Origin of the sequence: Paremcibacter congregatus, from assembly GCF_006385135.1 — a bacterium.
Lineage (GTDB): Bacteria > Pseudomonadota > Alphaproteobacteria > Sphingomonadales > Emcibacteraceae > Paremcibacter > Paremcibacter congregatus.
Genome location: NZ_CP041025.1, coordinates 624,358 through 644,319, shown reverse-complemented (window position 1 = coordinate 644,319; position 19,962 = coordinate 624,358). Strand labels below are relative to the sequence as shown.

General features: G+C 45.2%; 21 protein-coding genes and 2 pseudogenes. 3 read left to right on the top strand and 20 right to left on the bottom strand.

The window, feature by feature from the left end:
* Positions 1 to 99: 99 nt before the first annotated feature.
* Positions 100 to 2,055: an MFS transporter gene (locus tag FIV45_RS02985; RefSeq protein ID WP_165776856.1), complete on the top strand. Its 1,956-nt coding sequence runs from the start codon at positions 100 to 102 to the stop codon at positions 2,053 to 2,055.
* A gap of 609 nt (positions 2,056 to 2,664) precedes the next feature.
* Here the strand turns inward: FIV45_RS02985 and FIV45_RS02980 are convergent.
* Positions 2,665 to 3,399, bottom strand: coding sequence for a hypothetical protein (locus tag FIV45_RS02980; protein WP_099470890.1), 735 nt, complete (start codon positions 3,397 to 3,399; stop codon positions 2,665 to 2,667).
* A gap of 467 nt (positions 3,400 to 3,866) precedes the next feature.
* Here FIV45_RS02980 and FIV45_RS02975 point away from each other — a divergent pair.
* Positions 3,867 to 4,585: pseudogene (locus tag FIV45_RS02975) on the top strand (IS6 family transposase).
* A 64-nt stretch (positions 4,586 to 4,649) separates the two neighbouring features.
* On the opposite strand, the gene FIV45_RS02970 reads toward FIV45_RS02975, so the two are convergent.
* The 13 genes and pseudogenes from FIV45_RS02970 to FIV45_RS18400 form a co-directional block, all read right to left on the bottom strand.
* Positions 4,650 to 6,191, bottom strand: a complete 1,542-nt coding sequence (locus FIV45_RS02970; protein ID WP_099470889.1) for a Fic family protein — start codon at positions 6,189 to 6,191, stop codon at positions 4,650 to 4,652.
* A gap of 116 nt (positions 6,192 to 6,307) precedes the next feature.
* Positions 6,308 to 7,624 (bottom strand): sensor histidine kinase, encoded by a 1,317-nt coding sequence (locus FIV45_RS02965; RefSeq protein WP_099470888.1) that lies wholly within the window; start codon positions 7,622 to 7,624, stop codon positions 6,308 to 6,310.
* Positions 7,621 to 8,286 carry a response regulator transcription factor gene (locus FIV45_RS02960; protein WP_099470887.1) on the bottom strand — a complete coding sequence of 222 codons (666 nt, stop codon included), beginning with the start codon at positions 8,284 to 8,286 and terminating at the stop codon, positions 7,621 to 7,623. Before FIV45_RS02960 ends, FIV45_RS02965 begins: the two co-directional genes overlap by 4 nt.
* A gap of 1 nt (position 8,287) precedes the next feature.
* The gene (locus FIV45_RS02955) at positions 8,288 to 8,596 is read right to left on the bottom strand and encodes a hypothetical protein (protein WP_099470886.1); all 309 of its coding nucleotides are present in this window, start codon (positions 8,594 to 8,596) and stop codon (positions 8,288 to 8,290) included.
* A 37-nt stretch (positions 8,597 to 8,633) separates the two neighbouring features.
* A complete protein-coding gene (locus FIV45_RS02950) occupies positions 8,634 to 8,948 on the bottom strand; it encodes a DUF3240 family protein (protein ID WP_099470885.1) in 315 nt (104 codons plus the stop codon).
* Complete coding sequence (locus FIV45_RS02945; RefSeq protein WP_099470884.1) at positions 8,945 to 12,025, bottom strand: efflux RND transporter permease subunit; 3,081 nt, start codon at positions 12,023 to 12,025, stop codon at positions 8,945 to 8,947. The genes FIV45_RS02950 and FIV45_RS02945 overlap by 4 nt, the downstream gene beginning before the upstream one ends.
* A complete protein-coding gene (locus FIV45_RS02940) occupies positions 12,025 to 13,125 on the bottom strand; it encodes an efflux RND transporter periplasmic adaptor subunit (RefSeq protein ID WP_099470883.1) in 1,101 nt (366 codons plus the stop codon). Before FIV45_RS02940 ends, FIV45_RS02945 begins: the two co-directional genes overlap by 1 nt.
* The gene (locus FIV45_RS02935) at positions 13,122 to 14,375 is read right to left on the bottom strand and encodes a TolC family protein (RefSeq protein WP_099470882.1); all 1,254 of its coding nucleotides are present in this window, start codon (positions 14,373 to 14,375) and stop codon (positions 13,122 to 13,124) included. Before FIV45_RS02935 ends, FIV45_RS02940 begins: the two co-directional genes overlap by 4 nt.
* A gap of 253 nt (positions 14,376 to 14,628) precedes the next feature.
* Positions 14,629 to 15,235 (bottom strand): annotated as a pseudogene (locus FIV45_RS02930) (transposase); the annotation flags it as partial.
* A gap of 110 nt (positions 15,236 to 15,345) precedes the next feature.
* Positions 15,346 to 15,651 carry an NIPSNAP family protein gene (locus tag FIV45_RS02925; protein WP_099470881.1) on the bottom strand — a complete coding sequence of 102 codons (306 nt, stop codon included), beginning with the start codon at positions 15,649 to 15,651 and terminating at the stop codon, positions 15,346 to 15,348.
* Between the two features lie 37 nt (positions 15,652 to 15,688).
* Positions 15,689 to 16,096, bottom strand: coding sequence for a GFA family protein (locus FIV45_RS02920; RefSeq protein WP_099470880.1), 408 nt, complete (start codon positions 16,094 to 16,096; stop codon positions 15,689 to 15,691).
* Between the two features lie 14 nt (positions 16,097 to 16,110).
* On the bottom strand, positions 16,111 to 16,386 hold the full coding sequence (locus FIV45_RS02915) for a hypothetical protein (RefSeq protein WP_133118503.1): 276 nt from the start codon (positions 16,384 to 16,386) through the stop codon (positions 16,111 to 16,113).
* 165 nt (positions 16,387 to 16,551) lie between these two features.
* Positions 16,552 to 16,722 carry a hypothetical protein gene (locus FIV45_RS18400; protein ID WP_165776855.1) on the bottom strand — a complete coding sequence of 57 codons (171 nt, stop codon included), beginning with the start codon at positions 16,720 to 16,722 and terminating at the stop codon, positions 16,552 to 16,554.
* On the opposite strand from FIV45_RS18400, the gene FIV45_RS19010 reads away from it, so the two are divergent.
* Positions 16,721 to 16,975: a DMT family transporter gene (locus tag FIV45_RS19010; protein WP_477632371.1), complete on the top strand. Its 255-nt coding sequence runs from the start codon at positions 16,721 to 16,723 to the stop codon at positions 16,973 to 16,975. The two genes, FIV45_RS18400 and FIV45_RS19010, sit on opposite strands and share 2 nt — an antisense overlap.
* Here FIV45_RS19010 and FIV45_RS02910 read toward each other — a convergent pair.
* The 6 genes from FIV45_RS02910 to FIV45_RS02885 form a co-directional block, all read right to left on the bottom strand.
* Positions 16,929 to 17,225 (bottom strand): VOC family protein, encoded by a 297-nt coding sequence (locus tag FIV45_RS02910; protein ID WP_099470879.1) that lies wholly within the window; start codon positions 17,223 to 17,225, stop codon positions 16,929 to 16,931. The two genes, FIV45_RS19010 and FIV45_RS02910, sit on opposite strands and share 47 nt — an antisense overlap.
* Before the next feature lie 297 nt (positions 17,226 to 17,522).
* Positions 17,523 to 17,978 carry a DMT family transporter gene (locus FIV45_RS02905; RefSeq protein ID WP_099470878.1) on the bottom strand — a complete coding sequence of 152 codons (456 nt, stop codon included), beginning with the start codon at positions 17,976 to 17,978 and terminating at the stop codon, positions 17,523 to 17,525.
* Positions 17,979 to 18,194 carry a 2-hydroxymuconate tautomerase family protein gene (locus tag FIV45_RS02900; RefSeq protein ID WP_099470877.1) on the bottom strand — a complete coding sequence of 72 codons (216 nt, stop codon included), beginning with the start codon at positions 18,192 to 18,194 and terminating at the stop codon, positions 17,979 to 17,981. It lies immediately after the preceding gene.
* Positions 18,195 to 18,218: 24 nt separating this feature from the next.
* A complete protein-coding gene (locus FIV45_RS02895; RefSeq protein ID WP_099470876.1) occupies positions 18,219 to 18,881 on the bottom strand; it encodes a DsbA family oxidoreductase in 663 nt (220 codons plus the stop codon).
* Entirely contained in the window at positions 18,878 to 19,264 is a 387-nt protein-coding gene (locus FIV45_RS02890; RefSeq protein WP_099470875.1) for a nuclear transport factor 2 family protein, read from the bottom strand. Before FIV45_RS02890 ends, FIV45_RS02895 begins: the two co-directional genes overlap by 4 nt.
* 24 nt (positions 19,265 to 19,288) lie before the next feature.
* Complete coding sequence (locus FIV45_RS02885; RefSeq protein WP_099471059.1) at positions 19,289 to 19,897, bottom strand: glutathione S-transferase family protein; 609 nt, start codon at positions 19,895 to 19,897, stop codon at positions 19,289 to 19,291.
* Positions 19,898 to 19,962 lie beyond the last annotated feature (65 nt).

Sequence of the window (19,962 nt, the reverse complement as noted above, 5' to 3'; positions counted from 1 at the left end):
GCAACAAATCCCGAAGACCGCGTGCCCCTGTTACAATTGGCCGCCTATGGGTGCGGCGGCATCATTCCCATTGCGTTATTTAATATCGCGGGACAGCTTATGGGGCTCATCGGCAATATCAGCCTGGGCCTGAGCGCTTTCTGGCTGGGGGCTATCATGATACTTCCCCGCCTGTGGGACGCGATATCTGACCCCCTCGTCGGCCATCTTTCCGATAATACCCGCAGCCGCTGGGGCCGACGCCGTCCCTATTTACTCATTGGCGGCATCGCGGTTGCCGTCAGTTTTGTCCTTATGTGGTGGATTCCAGATGGGCCAGCCATACAGGCCTGGTTCTCAAGCGACGCCGCATTCCAGTGGTTCCAGCTTTGTTATATTTTATTCTGGCTTTTGATATTTTTCACCGCCTGCACGATTTTCGAGATCCCCCATGGGGCGCTTGGCATGGAAATGTCCCCCGACTACCACGAACGCACCCGTCTTTTCAGCGCCAAAAGTTTTTGCGGCAATCTTTTCGCCATGAGTACTCCCTGGCTGTTTGCCCTCGCCAATCTGGAAATCTTCAGAGGCGTCGATGGCAACGCCGCAGATGGTATGCGTTACGTCTCCCTAATAATTGCGTCATTGTTGATTCCCCTCTCCATCTGGTGGTTCACTATTGTGAAAGAACCGGGCTTTACAGTCGCCAAAACACAAGAAAAAATGCCCTTCTGGCGTAACATGAAGCATGTGGCGGGCAACAAAACCTTTCTCAGTCTGGTTGTGATCATATTCACCCTTGCCATGGGCTTTAACTTTGTCAGCCTGCTGGGTTATTATATTTCCATCTTTTATCTCTTTGATGGCGATGTCGCTGCGGCAAGCACCCTCCTCGGGATTAACGGCACCATTTGGGCCATCACGGGTCTGGCTGCCGTATTTCCCCTCAATTGGCTGAGCGTAACCTTCGGTAAAAAAAGAACCCTTATTATCGCCATTTCATTGATGTGTCTGGCGCAACTCTCCAAGATATACTGCTATAATCCTGAATACCCCTATTTGGTCATTATTCCGACCATTTTACTGTCAGCAGGCATGCTCTTTTTCTTCACCTTGGGGGCTTCTATGGTGGGAGACATTTGTGATGAAGATGATTTAAAAACCAATCACCGCTCGGAAGGCAGTTACTATTCCGTCTATTGGTGGTTCATTAAAGTAGGCACCGCTTTTGCGAGCCTCATCACCGGCATGCTTATAATGTTTACACAATTTGATGAAACTCAGGTTGTCAAGGTTGACGATTTTCAAGCAAGCATCATACAAATTCATAGGAAAACAGAAGACTGGATAGCTCTTGAAAACAGCTTATCCACCCGGGAAGAACAGCTCAAGAATATCAAGTTGACTTATAATGACGCCCGGCAGGACGCCCAGGAATTCTTAACCTATCTTGATCGTGAGACCCTGAAAGCCCCCCTCCCTCTTGCACAAGGCGCCATAGCAGCACAAAGCAAAAAACAGATTCTGCTTCGCCAAATGTCTGATCGCATCAAGCAGAATATCTTCATGTTGGAGAAGCTTCAGCCACAAATGAAAACCCTCAATGCGCAATCTTCAGGCACCATGGTACAAGCTGTTCTCACAAAAGCCCTGCCTTTAACGCTGAAGACGTCTTTTGAAAAAGCGGACCTCACCTCGTTTGACCTCTTGTCATATCTCGAAATGAAGTCCAGAAAAACAATAAACAGCACAAAGCACTATGAACAGCTCATCGTGAAAACCACGAAAGTCGAAAACGCACTATCTGATTTAAAGACACAACTAACGCATTTAGGAGAAATCCCGGCGTCTTTCACCACAGATATTGAAACAACAAAAAAGGCAACCTTACAGCTCAAGTTGCAAGCGCCTTATACGCTCTTCTGGATGCGGGCGGTTGAAATCGGCCTGCCTCTTCTGTTGAGCATAATTTCTATTTTCTTTGCGGTTCGATATCCTCTGACTGAAGACCGGTGCTATGAAATTAAGATTGCCCTCAAAACCAGAAATAAAAACGCCAAATTTGCTACATGTTAAGGTTTTTAGCAATCACTAGGCGAAGGCAGATCTTAGGGCGGGTCCTGAAAAAAGTTCAATGTGATAAACTACAAATTTTGATCTAGAAGTGTCATTTAAATGTGTTGAGCATGCAAGGGTTTTCCGGCCGGATACCGGGCTACAAATCGAATAGGGCAGCAGCAAAAAAAACAATGCAAATCAAGATGTTGTCAAACATGACAAACCCAATTATTTTGGCAAAATGGCAAGATTAATAAACCTGTACAGCCAGATTCAACGACCTTCAGGTTTCTAGCTGTTTTTGTGCTAGAACCGTGCTAGCTCCGAACCGCCTCAAATACAAAATAAATTTATAAAAAAGGGTACGCTCACAAAATTTTGATCGACCTGAGAATTGGCGGCAAACAAAAATCCAGCCCTAACCCGAGAAAAATGACTCCCTCATCCAAGATATGAGCGGCAACAAAAATGGAGGCTCAAAGATGTCTAGAAACTTGAGGGCACCTTTTAACACAAAACGACACCTCGTAAACAGGCAGACATTTAAGAAATTTCGTTCAGAATCTATGACTGAATGGCACTCTCTCGCAACATAAATAATTTGTGATTATGTTTCTTTACCCAACTTCACTTTCCTTTGACAGAACCGTCAGGGCAGATATACGCAAGGTCGTAGGACTGCATGAGTTTCTGAAACGCCAACAGCCTTTTTTGAGAGCAGTAGTTTTTGGCAAGTGTGATGATGATAGGAAGAATTTCTTTGGTAGAGCCCCCTACGAGATCTCTGTACAGCGCCAGATAAGCCTCAACGGCCTGAGCTTCTTTCTCTGCCTGGCCCGTCATCCCGTAAAGGGAGAAAAGCTGCACCATATAGTCCATTTTGCTAAAATTGTCACTTTCACTCTCGCCAAGGAGGGAGATGTTTTCCTGAACGACTTCAATGGCGGGCGGAAAATCCTTATTGGCGATGAGGAGCTTGTAATAGAGAAGTCGGCTCACTTCCGAGATGTGATGCTGCGGACCAAGCCGGGATTTTGAAAGCATATAGGCCATCGTTACCCGTTTCTCCACGTCTTGCAAGCGGTCAGCCTTGTCATAGTAACGGTTGAGGGTTTTGAGACGGCTGAGATAACGAATATCCGTCTCCGGATATACAGCAGCCGCCTTTTCGAGCATTTGCTCGCCATATTTGATGGCTTTGGCCCAATTTTTCCGAGCCGCCGCATGGTCGGCCTGAACAGCGAGGCGTCCAATTCTTTCTTCTTTAGCCCAGCCGGGCTGGTCCGCTATTGCACACTGCGAAGCAATGGGTAGCGTGACGGTCAAGAATACCAATAGAAGCTTCGGCCACCGGTTTTGCACAATCTTTCACCCTGGTCACATTCCTTTTCTGGTTATAACATTCTGAAGGTATAGATCAAATGAAAGATTCCCAGTGTCTCTGAAGTCATGTATTCCTCAGGCCATGGGGAATTGTGATGAATGATAACAGGCCACCACAGGATCTTCCGCGCATACGGGCCACATCTTTGAACTGAGACTGTTTTAATAGGATGAAGGTGTTCAGTCGGACGGTGAAATCAACACTGGAGCCAGTTGGGTCATTATCAGGCTTCTTGTTCTTTCGTCACTCCGGGATCAAAGGTTGAAAGATTGATGATTACTATATTTTCGCTAGCGGAACGCCGCACAATAGCCCCGGAAATCTCTAGTGTCCTGATAAAGGCGTTTGGATTGTCGACGTTAAAGACGCCCGAGAATTCGGGTTCTTGAGGACCAGCAGGGGTTGACACATTAACTTCTGCCAAATTCTATGTTATGTGATTTCTATGAAAACAATATCTTATGATCGACATCGCTTCCACCCTGACATTATAAAACAAGCTATTTGGCTTTATTTCCGATTTACCATGAGCTACAGGGACGTTGAAGAATTATTAGCGGAGCGCGGTATTGATGTCAGCTATGAGACGGTGCGTCGATGGGCTATTAAGTTTGGAATTGATTATGCCCAGCGCATCAAGAAACGCAGACCTCACCCCCATACAGAATGGTTTCTGGATGAAGTATTCGTCAAGGTCGGCGGCGAACCCATGTACCTCTGGCGCGCCGTTGATGGCGAAGGTGAAGTTTTGGATGTCTTGGTGCAAAAGCGTAGAAATAAAAGGGCTGCTCTAAAACTTCTCAGAAAATTACTTAAAAACCAGGGCATTACGCCTACAAAAGTCGTTACAGATAAATTGAGATCCTACGGTGCAGCACTAAGAGATTTAGAAATAGAGCACCTGCATGACACCACAAACAGGCTGAACAATAGGGCTGAAAGTTCTCATGTTCCTATCCGACGACGAGAACGAAAAATGCAACGGTTCAAATCCCATAAATCAACTCAAATTTTTCTTTCAATCTACGGCCCAATTTAGCGCGAAGCCTGCCCTTGGGGTATAGTCGCTTTAACACCCAACGACATCTCATTTCAAGACAATCACTACGAACATTACGATCAATCGCAATGACCGAATGGAACCTCGTGACCAAAGCAGCTTGACCTCAACTTCAATTGAAACTCCTTCGTGCTGAAAAAGTTAAAGTGACAAAGCCTACAGACACTATCAGTGGTCATCAAAAGCATCCTTTATAATATTTTCCAGGTCCTCAACTTCCGTATCGGTGAGAGCTTCATACTCACGCTCTCGTCGCTTCTTAGATAAATGGCCGCCACTTTGCCGAACAAAAAGTATCAGCTTTTCCGCCATCCGGTCTGGCATTTCGACACGGTTCATTATGGCTGTTAAGGCAATATCATGGCTTTTTAAATAAGCCGTCTCCTGGGGTAGATCCTGTTCTATTGTCCTTTGAATACACCCAAATAGAAATTCCGCATGAGGTGTTGCATCAAAGAATCTATAAAAGTCAGCTGTATCACTTATGACTTCGACATTGTTGGAGGCTGTAGGGCGCCAATCAATCACTGGCAGCAGGCGTTTTGAATAACTCTCAAGCACGATACGATATTGCTCAATCTCATCCAGAATGGCCGCAGATATGGGGAATATTACACCGGGAGGACTAAATCCTTTTTGAGCCAGAGTATGATGAATCAAATACCGGTGTATCCGGCCATTACCATCTTCAAATGGATGGATATAAACAAACCCAAAAGCAAGAACAGAGGCAGCAATCACCGGATCAAGGTCTGCTGCAAGCCGATCAAAAGCAACAAGACCGTCAATAAGCGACGGCAAATCATCCTGTCGGGCACTAATATGATCAGGCAGAGGAGCCTGGGTATCCCGATCATGTGTTCCAACAAAACCACCCTCGGCTCTAAGGCCCATACGGATGAAACGCTGATCCCCAATGACTATATTCTGCAACCGATTTAACTCGTCAAGATCAAGAGCGCGAAGACCAGCTTCCCCAATCGCCCTGCCCCAACGTTGAATACGATCCTGCGGCGCATTCTCACCTTCAATCACATAGCTGGATTTGGAATCTTTCAACAAGAGGAATGCAGCCGCCCGCGCCATGATATCCTTTGGTACAGCAGCGACCGCTTTCTCAGCCTGGTTTTTCAAGTCCATGTCCACAAAGTCGGTAATCAACTTTGTTTTAAAAACCATGGGACAAAAATCAGGCGTTCCAGGCAGATTATCCTTCACCCGATATCGGGATACAGTTTTACCGCCTGTCGCCCACTGTTGTTTGGGGTCAACAACAGGCACATAACTGCCATTCTGGGCATCGGGCAGGGAAAGTCTGCGCCTAGTCAACCATTCATACAAGAACCAGATGCGCCGGGCATAACCACCTGTAGGGCTGGCTTGAACAATCTCTTCAATCGGTTCATCGCCAACAGTCAGAAGCAGACGCTTTAGAACGGCCAAATCCAGACCTTCATATTTGAGGGCAAAGATGAGGTGCCCCTCAAGAGACGCTTCAGGCTCGTGACGAGGGGTAAGAAGCAACCAGTTATCTGCTTCCTTGATCCTGTGGTGCAACCCAATGGCGGTGAGCCTTACAGGAATGGGAACAGCAAGCTCATAAGCATCAATCAGAGCAGCGTAACCAACTGGCCTGGCCTGTTCAGGTAGCCTACGTTCTTGAAAAACGGTAACTGGCCCTGAAAATGGGTTCTTTTGATGCGCTTCCATGAAAAATATTCCTAAAGCATGAAAATCTAAAACTACATCGCCTTATCATGAAAAACAATTACTTTCCATGAATTTTGATAATTTATTTATATTTTCGTGAATTTTAGTAATTATAGTTAAACCTTGATAATCACTTTCAACCCGCCATATTTCTCCGAATGAGAGTAATAAATTTCAGCGTTATTTTGGTCGATAATTTCACGCACAATCGACAGGCCAAGACCATGCCCCTCCCCGGCTTCATCAAGCCGGGTGCCCCGGGTTTCGACCTGCGCCATCATATCCGATGTAATTCCGGGGCCATCATCTTGAATGATAATCTCCATTTCAGGATCTGATGTGATGGTAATGTAAATATGCCCTTTGGCCCATTTACAGGCGTTATCCAATAAATTGCCAAAAAGTTCCATCAGATCATGACGATCCCCGACATAGGCCGCCCCCGGCGCAATATCAACATGAAAAACAATATGTTTATCCTGATATATGGTTTCCAATGTCGTAATCAGGGGCGAGATAAAATCGGATATATCAATTTTCTGACCATGAGCAGATAACCCGATAATCCGGGCCCGGCGCAGTTCACTATTCAATTGATGTTTAATCTGACCAACCGCTTCCCTGATATCGCCACAAATTTGCCCGGCATTATTTTTATCGCAGCCAGATACGGACTGTTCAATCAAGGCCAAAGGAGTCTTCAATGCATGTGCCAGATTACCCAATGCCGTCGTGGATCGCTTTACACGGTTATCGACCATCACCAAAAGCTTGTTAATTTCCTGAACCAAAGGCAAGACCTCTGTCGGGACCTCTTCATTTAGGAAATTCTGTTCCCCCTTACCAAGACGGGATAATTCAGCCGTAGACTTGGTCAGAGGCACCAGCCCCCGATCCACAAGGAACCGCTGTAGTAACATCAACAGGACAATAACAGCGCCATTAATCAGGATCAGCGTTAAGGTCAGGGAATGCAGCGAATTTGTGATTGGCGTATAATTTTCAGCTACTGATATCCAGACTTGATGTCCTGCCTTGAAATAACCGCCTTCCAGAACCAATAAATCCTGACCAGACGGACCGGGCCTTCGTGTTGTTTTTGTTTGACCCACGGGTATACGCTCCACAGGCATGGTTTCTTCCCATAAGGATCGCGATTGAAAGGCCCCATGTTGCAATTCTATTCTAAAATAATGCCCCGAAAAGGGCTGCAGGAATATTGGGTTTAAATTGTGCTCATCCAATTGCAGGTTACCCTGCGCATCAACTTTCAACGCCACCAATAAGGCATCCGTATCATGCTGTAGACGGGTTGTGACAAAATCTTCCCCAAATCTATTGAAAAAGATGACGTTGGCAACGATTAACGAGGTGAAGAAAATCAGGGATACCACCAATACACCAATGGTAAGACGTGACTTAAGACTATTCATTGAAGGCCTCGAAAAATATAGCCTTGTCCTCGTTTTGTTGTGATAACCCCGTTCCCCAGAATATTCCGCAAACGCCTTATATAAACCTCAATAACATTACTGTCTTTATCTGAGGCATCATCATATACATGTTCCATCAACTGTATTTTTGACAGCACCTCGCCCTGATGCATCATCATATAACGCAATAACCGAAATTCAATACCCGTTAACGCATGGTCCTGTTGATCTTTTGTCGTTACGGTTTGTTTGTTTTCATCGATCTTGATGCCTGCAACAGAAAAGGCCGAGCCGACCTTTTTTTTAGAGCGCCGGACAAGAGCATTTAGCCGTTCCAACAATTCCTGAAAATGAAAAGGCTTGCCCAAATAGTCATCGGCACCGGCTTGAAATCCATCTACCCGTTCCTGCCAGTCATCCCGGGCCGTCAGAATAAGGACAGGTAAACTATTGCCATGACTGCGCCATTTTTTCAGAACATCCAGTCCGGAAATATCCGGCAGCCCAAGGTCAAGAACAACCACATCATAGGGAATTTCATTGCCCATGAACTCCGCATCAACACCGGTATCAACTAAGTCAACGGCATAGCCACTTTTTTTTAAATCACTGGCAAGGCGCGGGCCCAATTTATGATCATCCTCAACCAAAAGCAGGCGCATTTTAGTCTTCCTGTAACTGTGGAATATGCTGACCCGTCTTTCCGTCATGGAAAGAGTTCACAACCATCCCATTGGATTTCAGGATTTGAACTTCATAAACAAAAGCGTCGCTATATTTCAACAATTCCACTTCCAAAATACGATCCATCTTACCAAGGTTTATATGGGCAATGATTTTATCCAGAGCCAGAATATCACTGCGTTTTCTGATTTCCTTCAACTCTTCGGCTGTCAAATGATGGGAATAGACCTCCGGTTCTTCATCGGCATAGGTCAATACGCCGGAGAGAGGGATCAAGATTAGTCCCATCCCCGCCCCAAGGCATAACTTTAATAATATTCGTCCATTAGGCTTCATATGCTGTCAAGTCTCCCGCCCGCATCAAGGGGGACATCATATAGTGAATTTCCGTACCGGCAAAATCCTTCTTAAGTTTAGCCAATATTCTTTCCACCGTCGGCAATGACAGATGCAGCTGAAACATGGTTTTCCGCGATCTGCCGGTCACCCGTTCCGCAACGGACATTTTGCCTTCGTGCGAGCCATGACCGAAGGCAGGCATGCTGTTAAAATCGCCGATATCTTCCTGTTCCAAGAACCAGTCGACAATAACATCCTCAACGGCCGAAGGTGTTGTGATGGTCAATAAGCATAATGTCATTCTTCACTCCCATGGTCCAAGGCGACCCCAAAACGGCGATATAAAATAGGTAATAAAATCAAGGTGAGCAACGTCGAGGTGACAAGCCCGCCAATGACAACGATGGCCAATGGTCGTTGAATTTCAGACCCGGGTCCACTGGCAAAAAGCAAGGGCACCAAACCAAAGGCGGCAATACTTGCGGTCATCAGAACAGGTCTTAGCCGCCGTTGCGCCCCCAGAATAATCACTTCAGCTATGGGTTTACCCAAATCGCATAACTGATTGAAATAACTGACCATAACCACACCGTTCAGTACCGCAATCCCGAGCAAGGCAATAAACCCAACCGAGGCCGGCACAGAAAGATATTCACCAGATAACCAAAGTGCGATTATCCCCCCTGTCATGGCAAAAGGAATATTACTCAAAACGAGCAAAGCCTGCCGCACGGATTTAAAAGTGATAAACAACAGCAGGAAAATAAGTCCCAAGGCGACAGGGACCACGACCCCCAGTCTTTTCGCCGCCCGTTGCTGATTTTCAAACTGTCCACCCCACTCAAGCGAATATCCGCTCGGCAGGGCCACATCCTGAGCCACCAGTGCCTTGGCCTCTTCAACAAAACCAACCAGATCTCGCTTTCCAACATTAGCAATCACCACAACCATGCGTGATCCCTTTTCCCGCTGCACAGAAACCGGGCCTTCTACCCGTTCGATTTTTGTCACCATGGAAAGAGGGATACGGCGGCCTTCCGGTAAAGTGATCAACAGATTTTCAAAGTCAGCCGGAGAGTTACGAATGCTTTCTGGCCCCCTTATGACCAAGGGTGTACGACGCGCACCTTCATAAACCAAGCCGGCATGTCTTCCCTCTACCTGAGTTCTTAACAATTCGGAAATCTGCTCTACGCTTAAACCCAAACGGCCTGCGGCCATGCGATCCACGGTCAAGCGCAAATACTGAGCACCTTCATTGGCCGGTTTATAGACATTGTCCGCCCCCTCAATTTTTTCCAGAAGTCCGATCAATTTCGCGCTGATCTGATTGAGCGTATTTTGATCTTCGCCGAAAATCTTGATGGCTATATCACCTCTTACCCCGGTCAACATTTCAGAAACCCGCATTTCAATGGGCTGGGTAAAGTTAAAGGCAACCCCCGGTATGTTGACCATAACCGCACCAATTTTTTCAATGAGTTCAGCCTTTGAGGAAACGGTCCATTCTTCTTCGGGCTTTAACACCAAAAAACCATCCGTTTCATTCAAGCCCATGGGATCCAGCCCCAATTCATCCGACCCGGCGCGGGCAACCATTCCGGCAACTTCGGGAACTTCCGACATTAATATTTTCTGAATATTATTATCCAGTTCCAGGGATTTTTCCAAGGTTATGGAAGGCAGTTTTTCTATCTGTACGATCACGTCTCCTTCATCCATGGTTGGCAAGAAGATTTTCCCAACTTGTGTATAGATAACCGCCGCACTGACCAACAAAATCACAGAAGCCGCAGTAACCGTGCGTGTATTCTTCAGGGCCCATGCCAATATCGGCATATATTTACGCTGAAGAAAGCTGACAAACCGTGTTTCCTTATGGGATATCTTTTGTGGCAGATAAGACGCCGCCACAGGAATAACCGTAAGAGACAACAGTAAGGATGCCGTTAGGGCAAAAACAATTGTCATCGCCACCGGAGAAAATAATTTACCTTCCAGCCCCTGCAAGGATAACAAGGGTAAAAAGACGATTACAATAATCAGCATACCGGATGTTACCGGCAAGGAGACCTCACACACCGCGCGGTAAATTAAATGCAGACGCGGCAGACGGCTTTTCTTATCATGAGCCAAATGGCTGACAATATTTTCCACCACCACAACCGCCGCATCGACAAGAATACCAATGGCTATGGCAAGCCCGCCCAAGCTCATCAGGTTGGCAGACATACCAAATTTATTCATCATGATAAAAGTCGCAAGTGCGGCAAGGGGTAGAATAATCGCCACCGTCATTGCCACACGAATATCCCCAAGGAAAATCAGCAACAGCAATAAGACAAGGATAATCGCCTCACCCAAAGCCTTGGAAACCGACCAGATGGCCTTATCAATAAGCTTGCCCCGATCATAGAAAATGTTAATCGACACGTCATCGGGCAGGCTTTTTTCAATTTCTACCAATTTTGCGCGCACACCCATGACAACATCCTGTGCATTTGCCCCGCGCAGGCCAAGCACAAGCCCTTCTACGGCTTCTCCTTTACCATTGGCCGTAACCCCGCCATATCGTGTAATCGCCCCGACACTCACCTGTGCCACATCACTTACCCGGACGGGCTCTTTCAAATCATTGCGAACGATAATATCCTTCAGGTCTGATAGCTGCTGAATGCTGCCGCTGGTACGAACCAATAAGACTTCCTCACCTTCATTCAGACGCCCGGCCCCATCATTCTTGTTATTCTGCTCAATGGCTTCCATCAGATCCGCAACACTAAGCCCGCGGGCAGAAAGCGAGACATTATCCGGAATGACTTCAAAAGTTTTCACCAAGCCACCCAAGGCATTCACATCTGCAACACCGGGGACGACGCGCAAGGCGGGACGAATAACCCAATCCAGCAGGGATCTTTTTTCCGTCAGGGACAGGCTGTTACCTTCAATGGTGAACATGAACATTTCCCCAAGCGGTGTGGTCATTGGGGCAATACCCCCTGATACGCCACTGGGCAGATCCTCCATAATCGCATTTAACCGTTCAGAGACCTGTTGACGGGCCCAATAAATATCCGTCCCTTCTTCAAAATCAATGGTAATATCAGTCAGTGCGTACTTAGAAATTGAGCGCAGCATACTTTGATGGGGCAATCCCAACATTTCCACTTCGATCAGCGACGTAATGCGCGATTCTATTTCTTCCGGCGTCATACCGGGAGCCTTCAGGATAATTTTGACCTGTGTCGTCGATACATCTGGATAAGCATCGATCGGCGTATTCTGAAAAGATATCCATCCCCCCGCAATAATCAGCACCGACAGCAATAAAATAATCAACCGCTGGGTCAGGGAAAATTGTATAAGTTTTGCGAGCATTACTCTTCACTCCCCAAACCTTCGAGCATCCCTTTCAGGGTCACAATGCCGGTCACGGCAATCCGGTCATCCGGGCTCAGGTCAGCTTCCAAAATCAATGTATTGCCTTCTTCTGTCACCAGACGAACTCGTTTTAGTGCGAAACCACGGGCATTCTGAACAAAGAGTATGGCCTCCTCACCCTCGCGGATAATGGCCCCCGCAGGAACCCGGATTAGCATACCATCCGGTTTCGTCTGTTCGATCATCACTTCAATGAACTGACCCGGGATCAGTTTTTCAGCCCCTATATTGACGATCCCACGCACAAGAATCCCCTGATCTTCCTCATGAATCATACGTCCAATCGTCGTGACGCGGCTTTCAATATCAATCCCCTTCACCAGAATTTTATTGCCAATCTGTACAGAAGAAATCAGGCCAAAAGGAACGTGAATTTCCAGCCACAACGGATCAAGTTGTCCCAGATGATACAGGGATGAAGATTCATCCACATGTTCCCCCGTTGTCGCCGTTTGCTGCAACACGATGCCCTCAAACGGGGCACGCAACATCATGACCTTTTGCATAATACGGGTTTGGCCAAGCCGCTGAATATCCTTTTCCACTAACCCTGCAAAGAACAAAGCCTGCTTGCTGCGGGACAAATTGGCTTCGCTGTCCTGAACTGCAGACAGGCTGGTCTGAAACTGTTTCTCTGAGATAATGCCCTCATTGACAAGTTCCGCATTGCGGTCATGATTTTTCTTCATCAGTACCTGTTGTGATAAAGCATCAAGGTATTTTTGCTGAGCTTCAAGAAAAGCCGGGCTGGATATTTCGGCCAAAAGCTGACCTTTTGTGATGGGGTCTCCTTCGGCCACATGCAGGACATTCACCAAACCCGGCATCATAGGCGTTAAGACGCGCATCTGATCATTGGGAATGGTGATCCGCGCCGGAAGACTGCGGCTCCACACCGATGTCACCACAGCAGGTTTCGCCGTTGAAATGCCCATCCTTTTCATCTGGTTCGGATCGAGTTCCAGTTGATCGCTCGCCAAGACTGCTTGGGGACCTGCAAATGATAAATAGGCCAAAATCATCATGATTTTTCTCATGGTACTACTACTCCCTTGATCTGGTTATGGCGTGCAATCGCTCTTTTGCACTCAATATTTCTTAGACTATTTTGACTGGAGGACATAAAGAACTGTTCCCTGACTTTCAGCAGTTCCAACAAGTTTCCTTCGCCCAGATCGAATGCTTTTTGACTTAATCGCAGATTTTCCTGTGCCAGTTCCAAATGGGACTGGGTCAGGGGCAATTGGCTTTTGCAAACCTCAAGCTCATGCTCCGCTTCGTGCAAATGTAGACGATGTTCCCGCTTTACGATTTCCCGCTGGCGCTCTGCTTCTGCAAGTGCAAGCGCGGCTTCGGCACGCTTCGGTCCCATATGAACACCACCGCCTAAGGGAACAGATAAGCCAAGGCTCACAGAATCAATATTACGGTCAAGATAAGAAGATTTTTCCCGTCTTACCCCAAGAGATAGTCGAGGAGCCACACTCCATTCTTTGCTTTTTTCTCTATAATCGGCTTGTAAAAATTCCACATTGGCATCCGCCAGCACCAAGACAGGCGCGGCGAGCGCCTCATCATCGGGGACCGAAAATTCTTCAATCTGCTCCGGCATTTGATTAAGGCCGGTCACACTTTCATATTGTTTCGCCGCATGAATATATTCCTTCTGCGCCGTGATGAATTCCATTCTCCGGCTCATCACTTCTTTTTTGCTGAGCAGGCTATCCCGCTGTGGTAACAGTCCGGCAGATATTTTTCGGGCAATATCCCGATCAAGCGCCATGGCCATTTCTAGGCTATTGCGACTTTCATCAAGCCCGGCTTCCGCCAATTTGACCTGCCACAGCAATTCCCGAACCTGACCCCAGACATACCAAAGGCTCAGGTCCTGATAGGCCTCAGCCTCTTTCTCTGACATACGCGCTTTTTGTTTGCTGGCAGATTTCTGCCCCGGCAGCCATAAGGGCATCTCAAGAGAGCTTTCCCATTCCCGCAACCCCTGATCCGATCCAAAACGATCATTTTGATGACTCAGAGAAATTTCCGGTGTATTGGCAAAAAAGCTCTCCGCCCGCTTCGTCAGAGCAACAGCATTATTCTCTTTGGATTTAATGACAAAATTTTCCGGAGAACGGGACAAGGTCGCCTTTACGACATCCGCAATCGTAAGGGATTTATTCACTGTAACTTCAAATTCCTGATCTGGCTGCTTGTGGCCCTCCTGGGCTGAAAGACCCGTCGAATATCCCATTATCAGCAGCAACCAGAGAAAGACCCGGTTTAACATTATGCTTCACTCCTTCAATATATGAAGTGACTGATAACATTTGGACCTGAAATGAAGCTGAAAAAACAGACATTTAAAGTGCCGACCACACAGGGTTGCGGGGGCCCGATATAAACGGAAATTGACTCGCAGGTTAAGTGACTAAAATATTTAGTCACAGGAGCGGTAAAAAACAGCGAGGAGTTAAGTTCTACTCCTGAGGAGTAACAAGGACATCACCACTCACAACGCCTGCCAGCCGTGCTTCCCATCTCTGCGGTACGGACAAAGGTTCCGGCTTATCCCTGACCAAGCGTTTCTTCGGCTTTATTCGCAAGTTGAGCTCCAGTTCCTTGTAGATCCGATAGACCCGTTTGTGGTTCCATTTATAACCCTTCACATTGCGTAAATATAGAAAACACAATTGGAAACCCCAGTTGCGCTGCCGACCAGTCAAACCCAGCAGCCAGTCCGCAATCAACATATTCTCATCATTCAGCTTGGGCTGATAGCCATAGCATGTCTCACTGATCATGAAGACTTCACACGCCGCCCTAATACTCAGCCGCCTCGCGCCCACAGCCCCCTTGGCATCTTACGACGCAGAGACGGCCTCACCACTTTTTTGCCATGGCTTCCTTGATCACATCACTCTGGAGTTGGACATCAGCATACATCTTCTTCAAACGGGTGTTCTCGGCTTCCAGCTCTTTCATGCGGGCCATAAGGGAAGCATCCATCCCCCCATACTTGGCGCGCTATTTAAAGAAGGCCGCGCTGCTCATGCCATGTTCTCGGCAAAGCTCCACAACAGGCGAACCGGCCTCGGCTTGTTTTAAAATACTGATAATTTGACTGTCTGAATAGCGTGACTTCTTCATGTAAAATCTCCTGCGTTATTGTTACGAGAAAATTCTACCTCTGAATACCTTTATTTAACGGGGGTATTACCGACCCAGATAATGTTTTAAAAAAGATTTTTTGCTCAAATTTATTCTAATATCGGGCGCAGAAACTGTCTATCGTAACGGACAATACACTTTGTGTTCTTCGCTAATTTATAGGCGGCGATACATTCTTCATCTTTCATACTATCTTTTCTATATGTTTCATAGGCGGCTAGAGAAGGAAAAGAAAATAGCGTTATAGCTAAATCATTGTCACTCTCATGAGGTAAAAAATACCCATGATGGGTGCCTCCAAAACGTTCTACTAAGGGTATCCAGAGTTTTGCATAATTCTCAAATACTTCAATTTTATCTGGATCAATTTGATATTTTACGTAACAGGTAATCATTAATAAATGCCTTTGTAATCTTTTTAATTAGGGTAGTTTAAACAGGAAACTCATCAAAATATGAATCAGTTTCATTCTCTGAGCCCCATTTTGGTTTTTCTTTATAGAAAATAATTTTTTTATCATTAAATACTGGTTCAGCGTCTAATGTTCCTGCTGGGACAACTATAGATTTCCCTGACGAATTTAAATACGGCACTCCGGATCCGCATTCTGTACAGAAAGCTTTCGTGAACCCTCGTTCATTATAATCAAATCTTTTAATGTCTTCCGAGCCAGAAATAATATTAAATTGTCGTGGGTCCCCAAAAAGGTTTGAAGCATATGCAGATCCCGTTATTTTACGACACTGCTCACAATGACAAATATAAAATTGATCAAACTTATTCTCGATTTCATATTCTACACTACCGCAAAGACATTTTCCTTTGATCAATTCACACATATTTTTTCCTTTTATTAATTTCCTACGAACCTTGCTATTTTTTGAACTCTAACATCAGCAGAACCATTCTTTTTTGGCGGTACGTTGATACCTTTTTGGCAAGCTGGACGATTATCCATTGCAGCCAACATTAATAACCCGACCTCCAGCTCTGCAATATTAGGAGCAGCACTTAAGCACAAACGAACTCCGGGCTTGTTCGAATTAGAACTGACGCTGAACGTTCCATTCCCTAAAACAGCAATGTTACAATTAAAGGCTTCACTAACAAAAACTTCTGTCGCCCCCATTCAGCCGGTAGCTTTATCCATGCGTAAAAGCTAGATAAGTTACCTGAAATCAATTTTTGACCAACTATTTTTTGCAAGCTTCTGCCTTTTGCGACTTTTTCTTTTTTTTAATGAAGTAGAAGAAGCTATTCTATTATTTATCCATCTTGTAGCAATTTCGGCCCTTCACATCATGGGCTTCATATCCAAGGTGGTCGGTCGCTCGACATTCACCGCCCGGTCAATCAGCGCCTTGATAGGCCCCTCGTCACCTAAAAGGTCTTCAGGGTTTTTATAATCCTTCAACAGCTCATCATAATGTCTTGTTTGAGAGCCATAATAAATCCTCCCTTTCATGGAGTATGTCATGGTCGCTTACACAGTGAATAGGATAGGCTCTTGGCCGGCCTCACCAGGATATTTGTTTATCTCAGGCAATATGCCTACATCCCCCTTTCAACAACCAATTCCAATAATCTTCTACTGTCGCGGCTTATTTGTAGTATTTTACATTCTCAGTATTACTTGGATCGCCCTAAAGTTTGGAATTGATAATACCATTTCTATTGTTCTATTAGTTCAACCCGGTATCCATCAGGGTCTTCAATGAAAGAAATTACTTCTTTTTCGCCAGTTTCATCGACAGCGAAAGTCATTTCGCCGGGGGCGCGAAGGATTTTCACACCCATATTTTCTAAGTGTTGTGATATCGCATATATGTCTGAAACACCTAAGGCAATATGCCCGTATCCTGTTCCGTGGCTGTAGCTGTTATAGCCCCAATTATAGGTAAGTTCTATCGTTGCGTTAGAAGCGTCATCGCCGTATCGGGTGACCCTGTCGAGGAGCGCCGTTGTCATCTTGGCATCTATCCCCCGACCTGTTTATAGGCGGCTTCCATCAAGGCCAGCGATACAAGCTATCGCGTAAACAGGCCGGATACATGACAATGCCGGAATTTGACTTTATCTCAGCTGGCGATATATTTTGAAGGTCGTTTAGATGACGTGTTGGACATCTAAATGATTAACCTGACACAGTATCCATGACGCCCTCTAAAAACCTTTAACCCAATTCTGACGTTCGTGAAACGATATTCAAAATTGTCACAATTTTTTATTTGCCAGAAGAAATCTGTGTTTTCATAAAGCGCGGAATTAAAAGCGACGAACCGTCAGATATACACCAACAATCATAAAAAATAACCCTCCAATACGCTGAATAGAGATGGAATTCTGTGGTGCGCCTAAAAGACCATAGTGATCTATAATCGTCATAGAGATTAACTGTCCTAACAATACAATAGAAATGGTATTTCCAATTCCAAACTTTGGGGCGACCCGAGTAATACTGAGAATGTAAAATACTACAAATAAGCCGCCACAATAGAAAATTATTGGAATTGGTTGTTGAAAGGGGGATGTAGGCATACTGCCAGAGATAAACAAATATCCTGATGAGGCCATAACGCCAACGGCAAATAATATTGTTGTCGCTAACGCAGGGCTCTCAAATTTTATACCTAAGCTACTATTTAAAGTAGCCATGATGGGGATCCCCATCCCTGCCAAACACATTAACAACACATAAAATATGGTGTTCCAAAAACTCATCTATGAAACCTTACCTCTTTCTTGTCTTCTGAGTTCAGTAAGTGGCTCACCACTTATACCCCAGTTATCTGTACTAATTTCGTCAATAACAACAAAAGTCGTTGCGGGATTTTTGTTTAATGCATCGACCATCACCTGCGTGCAGCCTCTGATAATGGTTTTCTTTTGTTCTGTTGTGACATTTTCATCAGTAATTTTGACATTAATGTACGGCATATTTTTCTCCTATTCAGGTAAGTGTTATCCTGCGTATTTCGGTTCGATATTGGGTTCATTTATGAGTTTGAATAAAGCTTTCTCAAAAAAGGGAACCGAATTTGATCCTGAAATCAAGACATTATTATTTATGATAAAAGCCGGGACACTGCTGATTTCGAATGCACTATATCGCTCCGTTTTTTTATCTAATTCTTGATTTAATTGAGGTGACGTAAAAGCAGTTTCAACGTTTGTTTTATTTAGGCCAATTGCTTCTGCCATCTGAAGTAAATGGGATGTGTTGCTCACATCTCGTCCTTCAGAAAAATATGCTTTGATAAAAAGTCGATTCAGGGCTTCTTGTTGATTAGTCTTTTCTGCCAAATGCATGAGAAGATGTGCTTTTCGAGTGTTGTAGTAATATTTCCTCTTCGAGAAATCGATACTCACATTGGCCTCTTCTGCGGTTTTAACTAATGATTTTTGATAATTAAACAACTGAGCTTCTGTCCATCTCATGTGATGCGTAAAATAAGCTTCTATCAATTCGCCTTTTTCATCCATATCAGGATTTAATTCGTAAGGCAGAAAATGAAAATTCACATCAATGTCTAATTTATTGATGGCTGCTCTAATATTTTCGTACCCAATGGGGCACCAAGAGCAAACAATGTCGTGGATCATAGCAATATGTAATTTTTTCATTTTAATTCCGACGACTTTATATCGGCATACATTTTATTTACGATCAGCCACTGACCTTGCTCTTTTAAAAGCCCGAGAAAATCAATGTAATTATAGTCAAACAGAGGGCAGTGTATTTTGACCATGGCCTGATCTTGTACGACATCAATAGATAGTATCTTAAAATTAAAGGGCCGATTTTGTTGAGCTGGGACAGGTCGATCCGCGACAGCTTCTAACCACTGTTTTAATGAACGGCGAACACCAGGGGCCTTTAACCAGGTGTCTTGGTGAAATATTGATTTCAACTGAGGGACATCACCATGATGTAAGCCCATAAAATAGGTTTCAATAATCGCCGTAATAGCTGCAAAGTCACTTGGGGGTGTTTGACTACTGTTCATGACTGTTCTCCTTAGCCTCTCAGGTTATTTCTCAGATTCGGCTTGTTCAGCTTTGACGGATTTTTTAAAATTCGGCATGGCTTGTACAGCATTTAAAAGTGTGGTTGTTTTTTTACCCAGTGTAATATCAACAGGGAAAGATGCCCCCCAACGGGCATAAACGGTAAGCATAATATCTGCGGCGGAAGGCGTACTTCCCCCTAAGAAGGGTTTATTCTTTAGGACGTTTTCAATGACTTGCCACAAGTGAGTGATATTTTTAGCCGCCGCAGTGAACGCCGCTTTTTTTGCGGTTTCATCAGTGATGTGTTGTGCGATAAAAAACAATTTTCCGTATGCGGGGTGCATGGTGGCATTGGCAAACATAATGTCTTGTATTGCCTTTTGTCGCGCCGTGCCGTTCTTGGGCAGCAGGGAATTTTCATGCTTGTTAAGAATATGCAACATAATCGCGGCGCCTTCGACCAGCGTATTATCACCATCCCGTAATACGGGGACGGTTTCGATCGGGTTGATTTCCTTAAACTTGTGAATATGTTGTTTATCAATGATTTCCACTTCTTGCCCTAGCTCACGTAAAATGACTTGGGTGGCAAGAGAGCAAGCGCCTTGCAAATAAAATAGCTGGTACATGTTTTTCCTAACGAATATCTGTAATTTAATAATTTGCATCTTGGCAATGAGTGAGTGCCTTCATG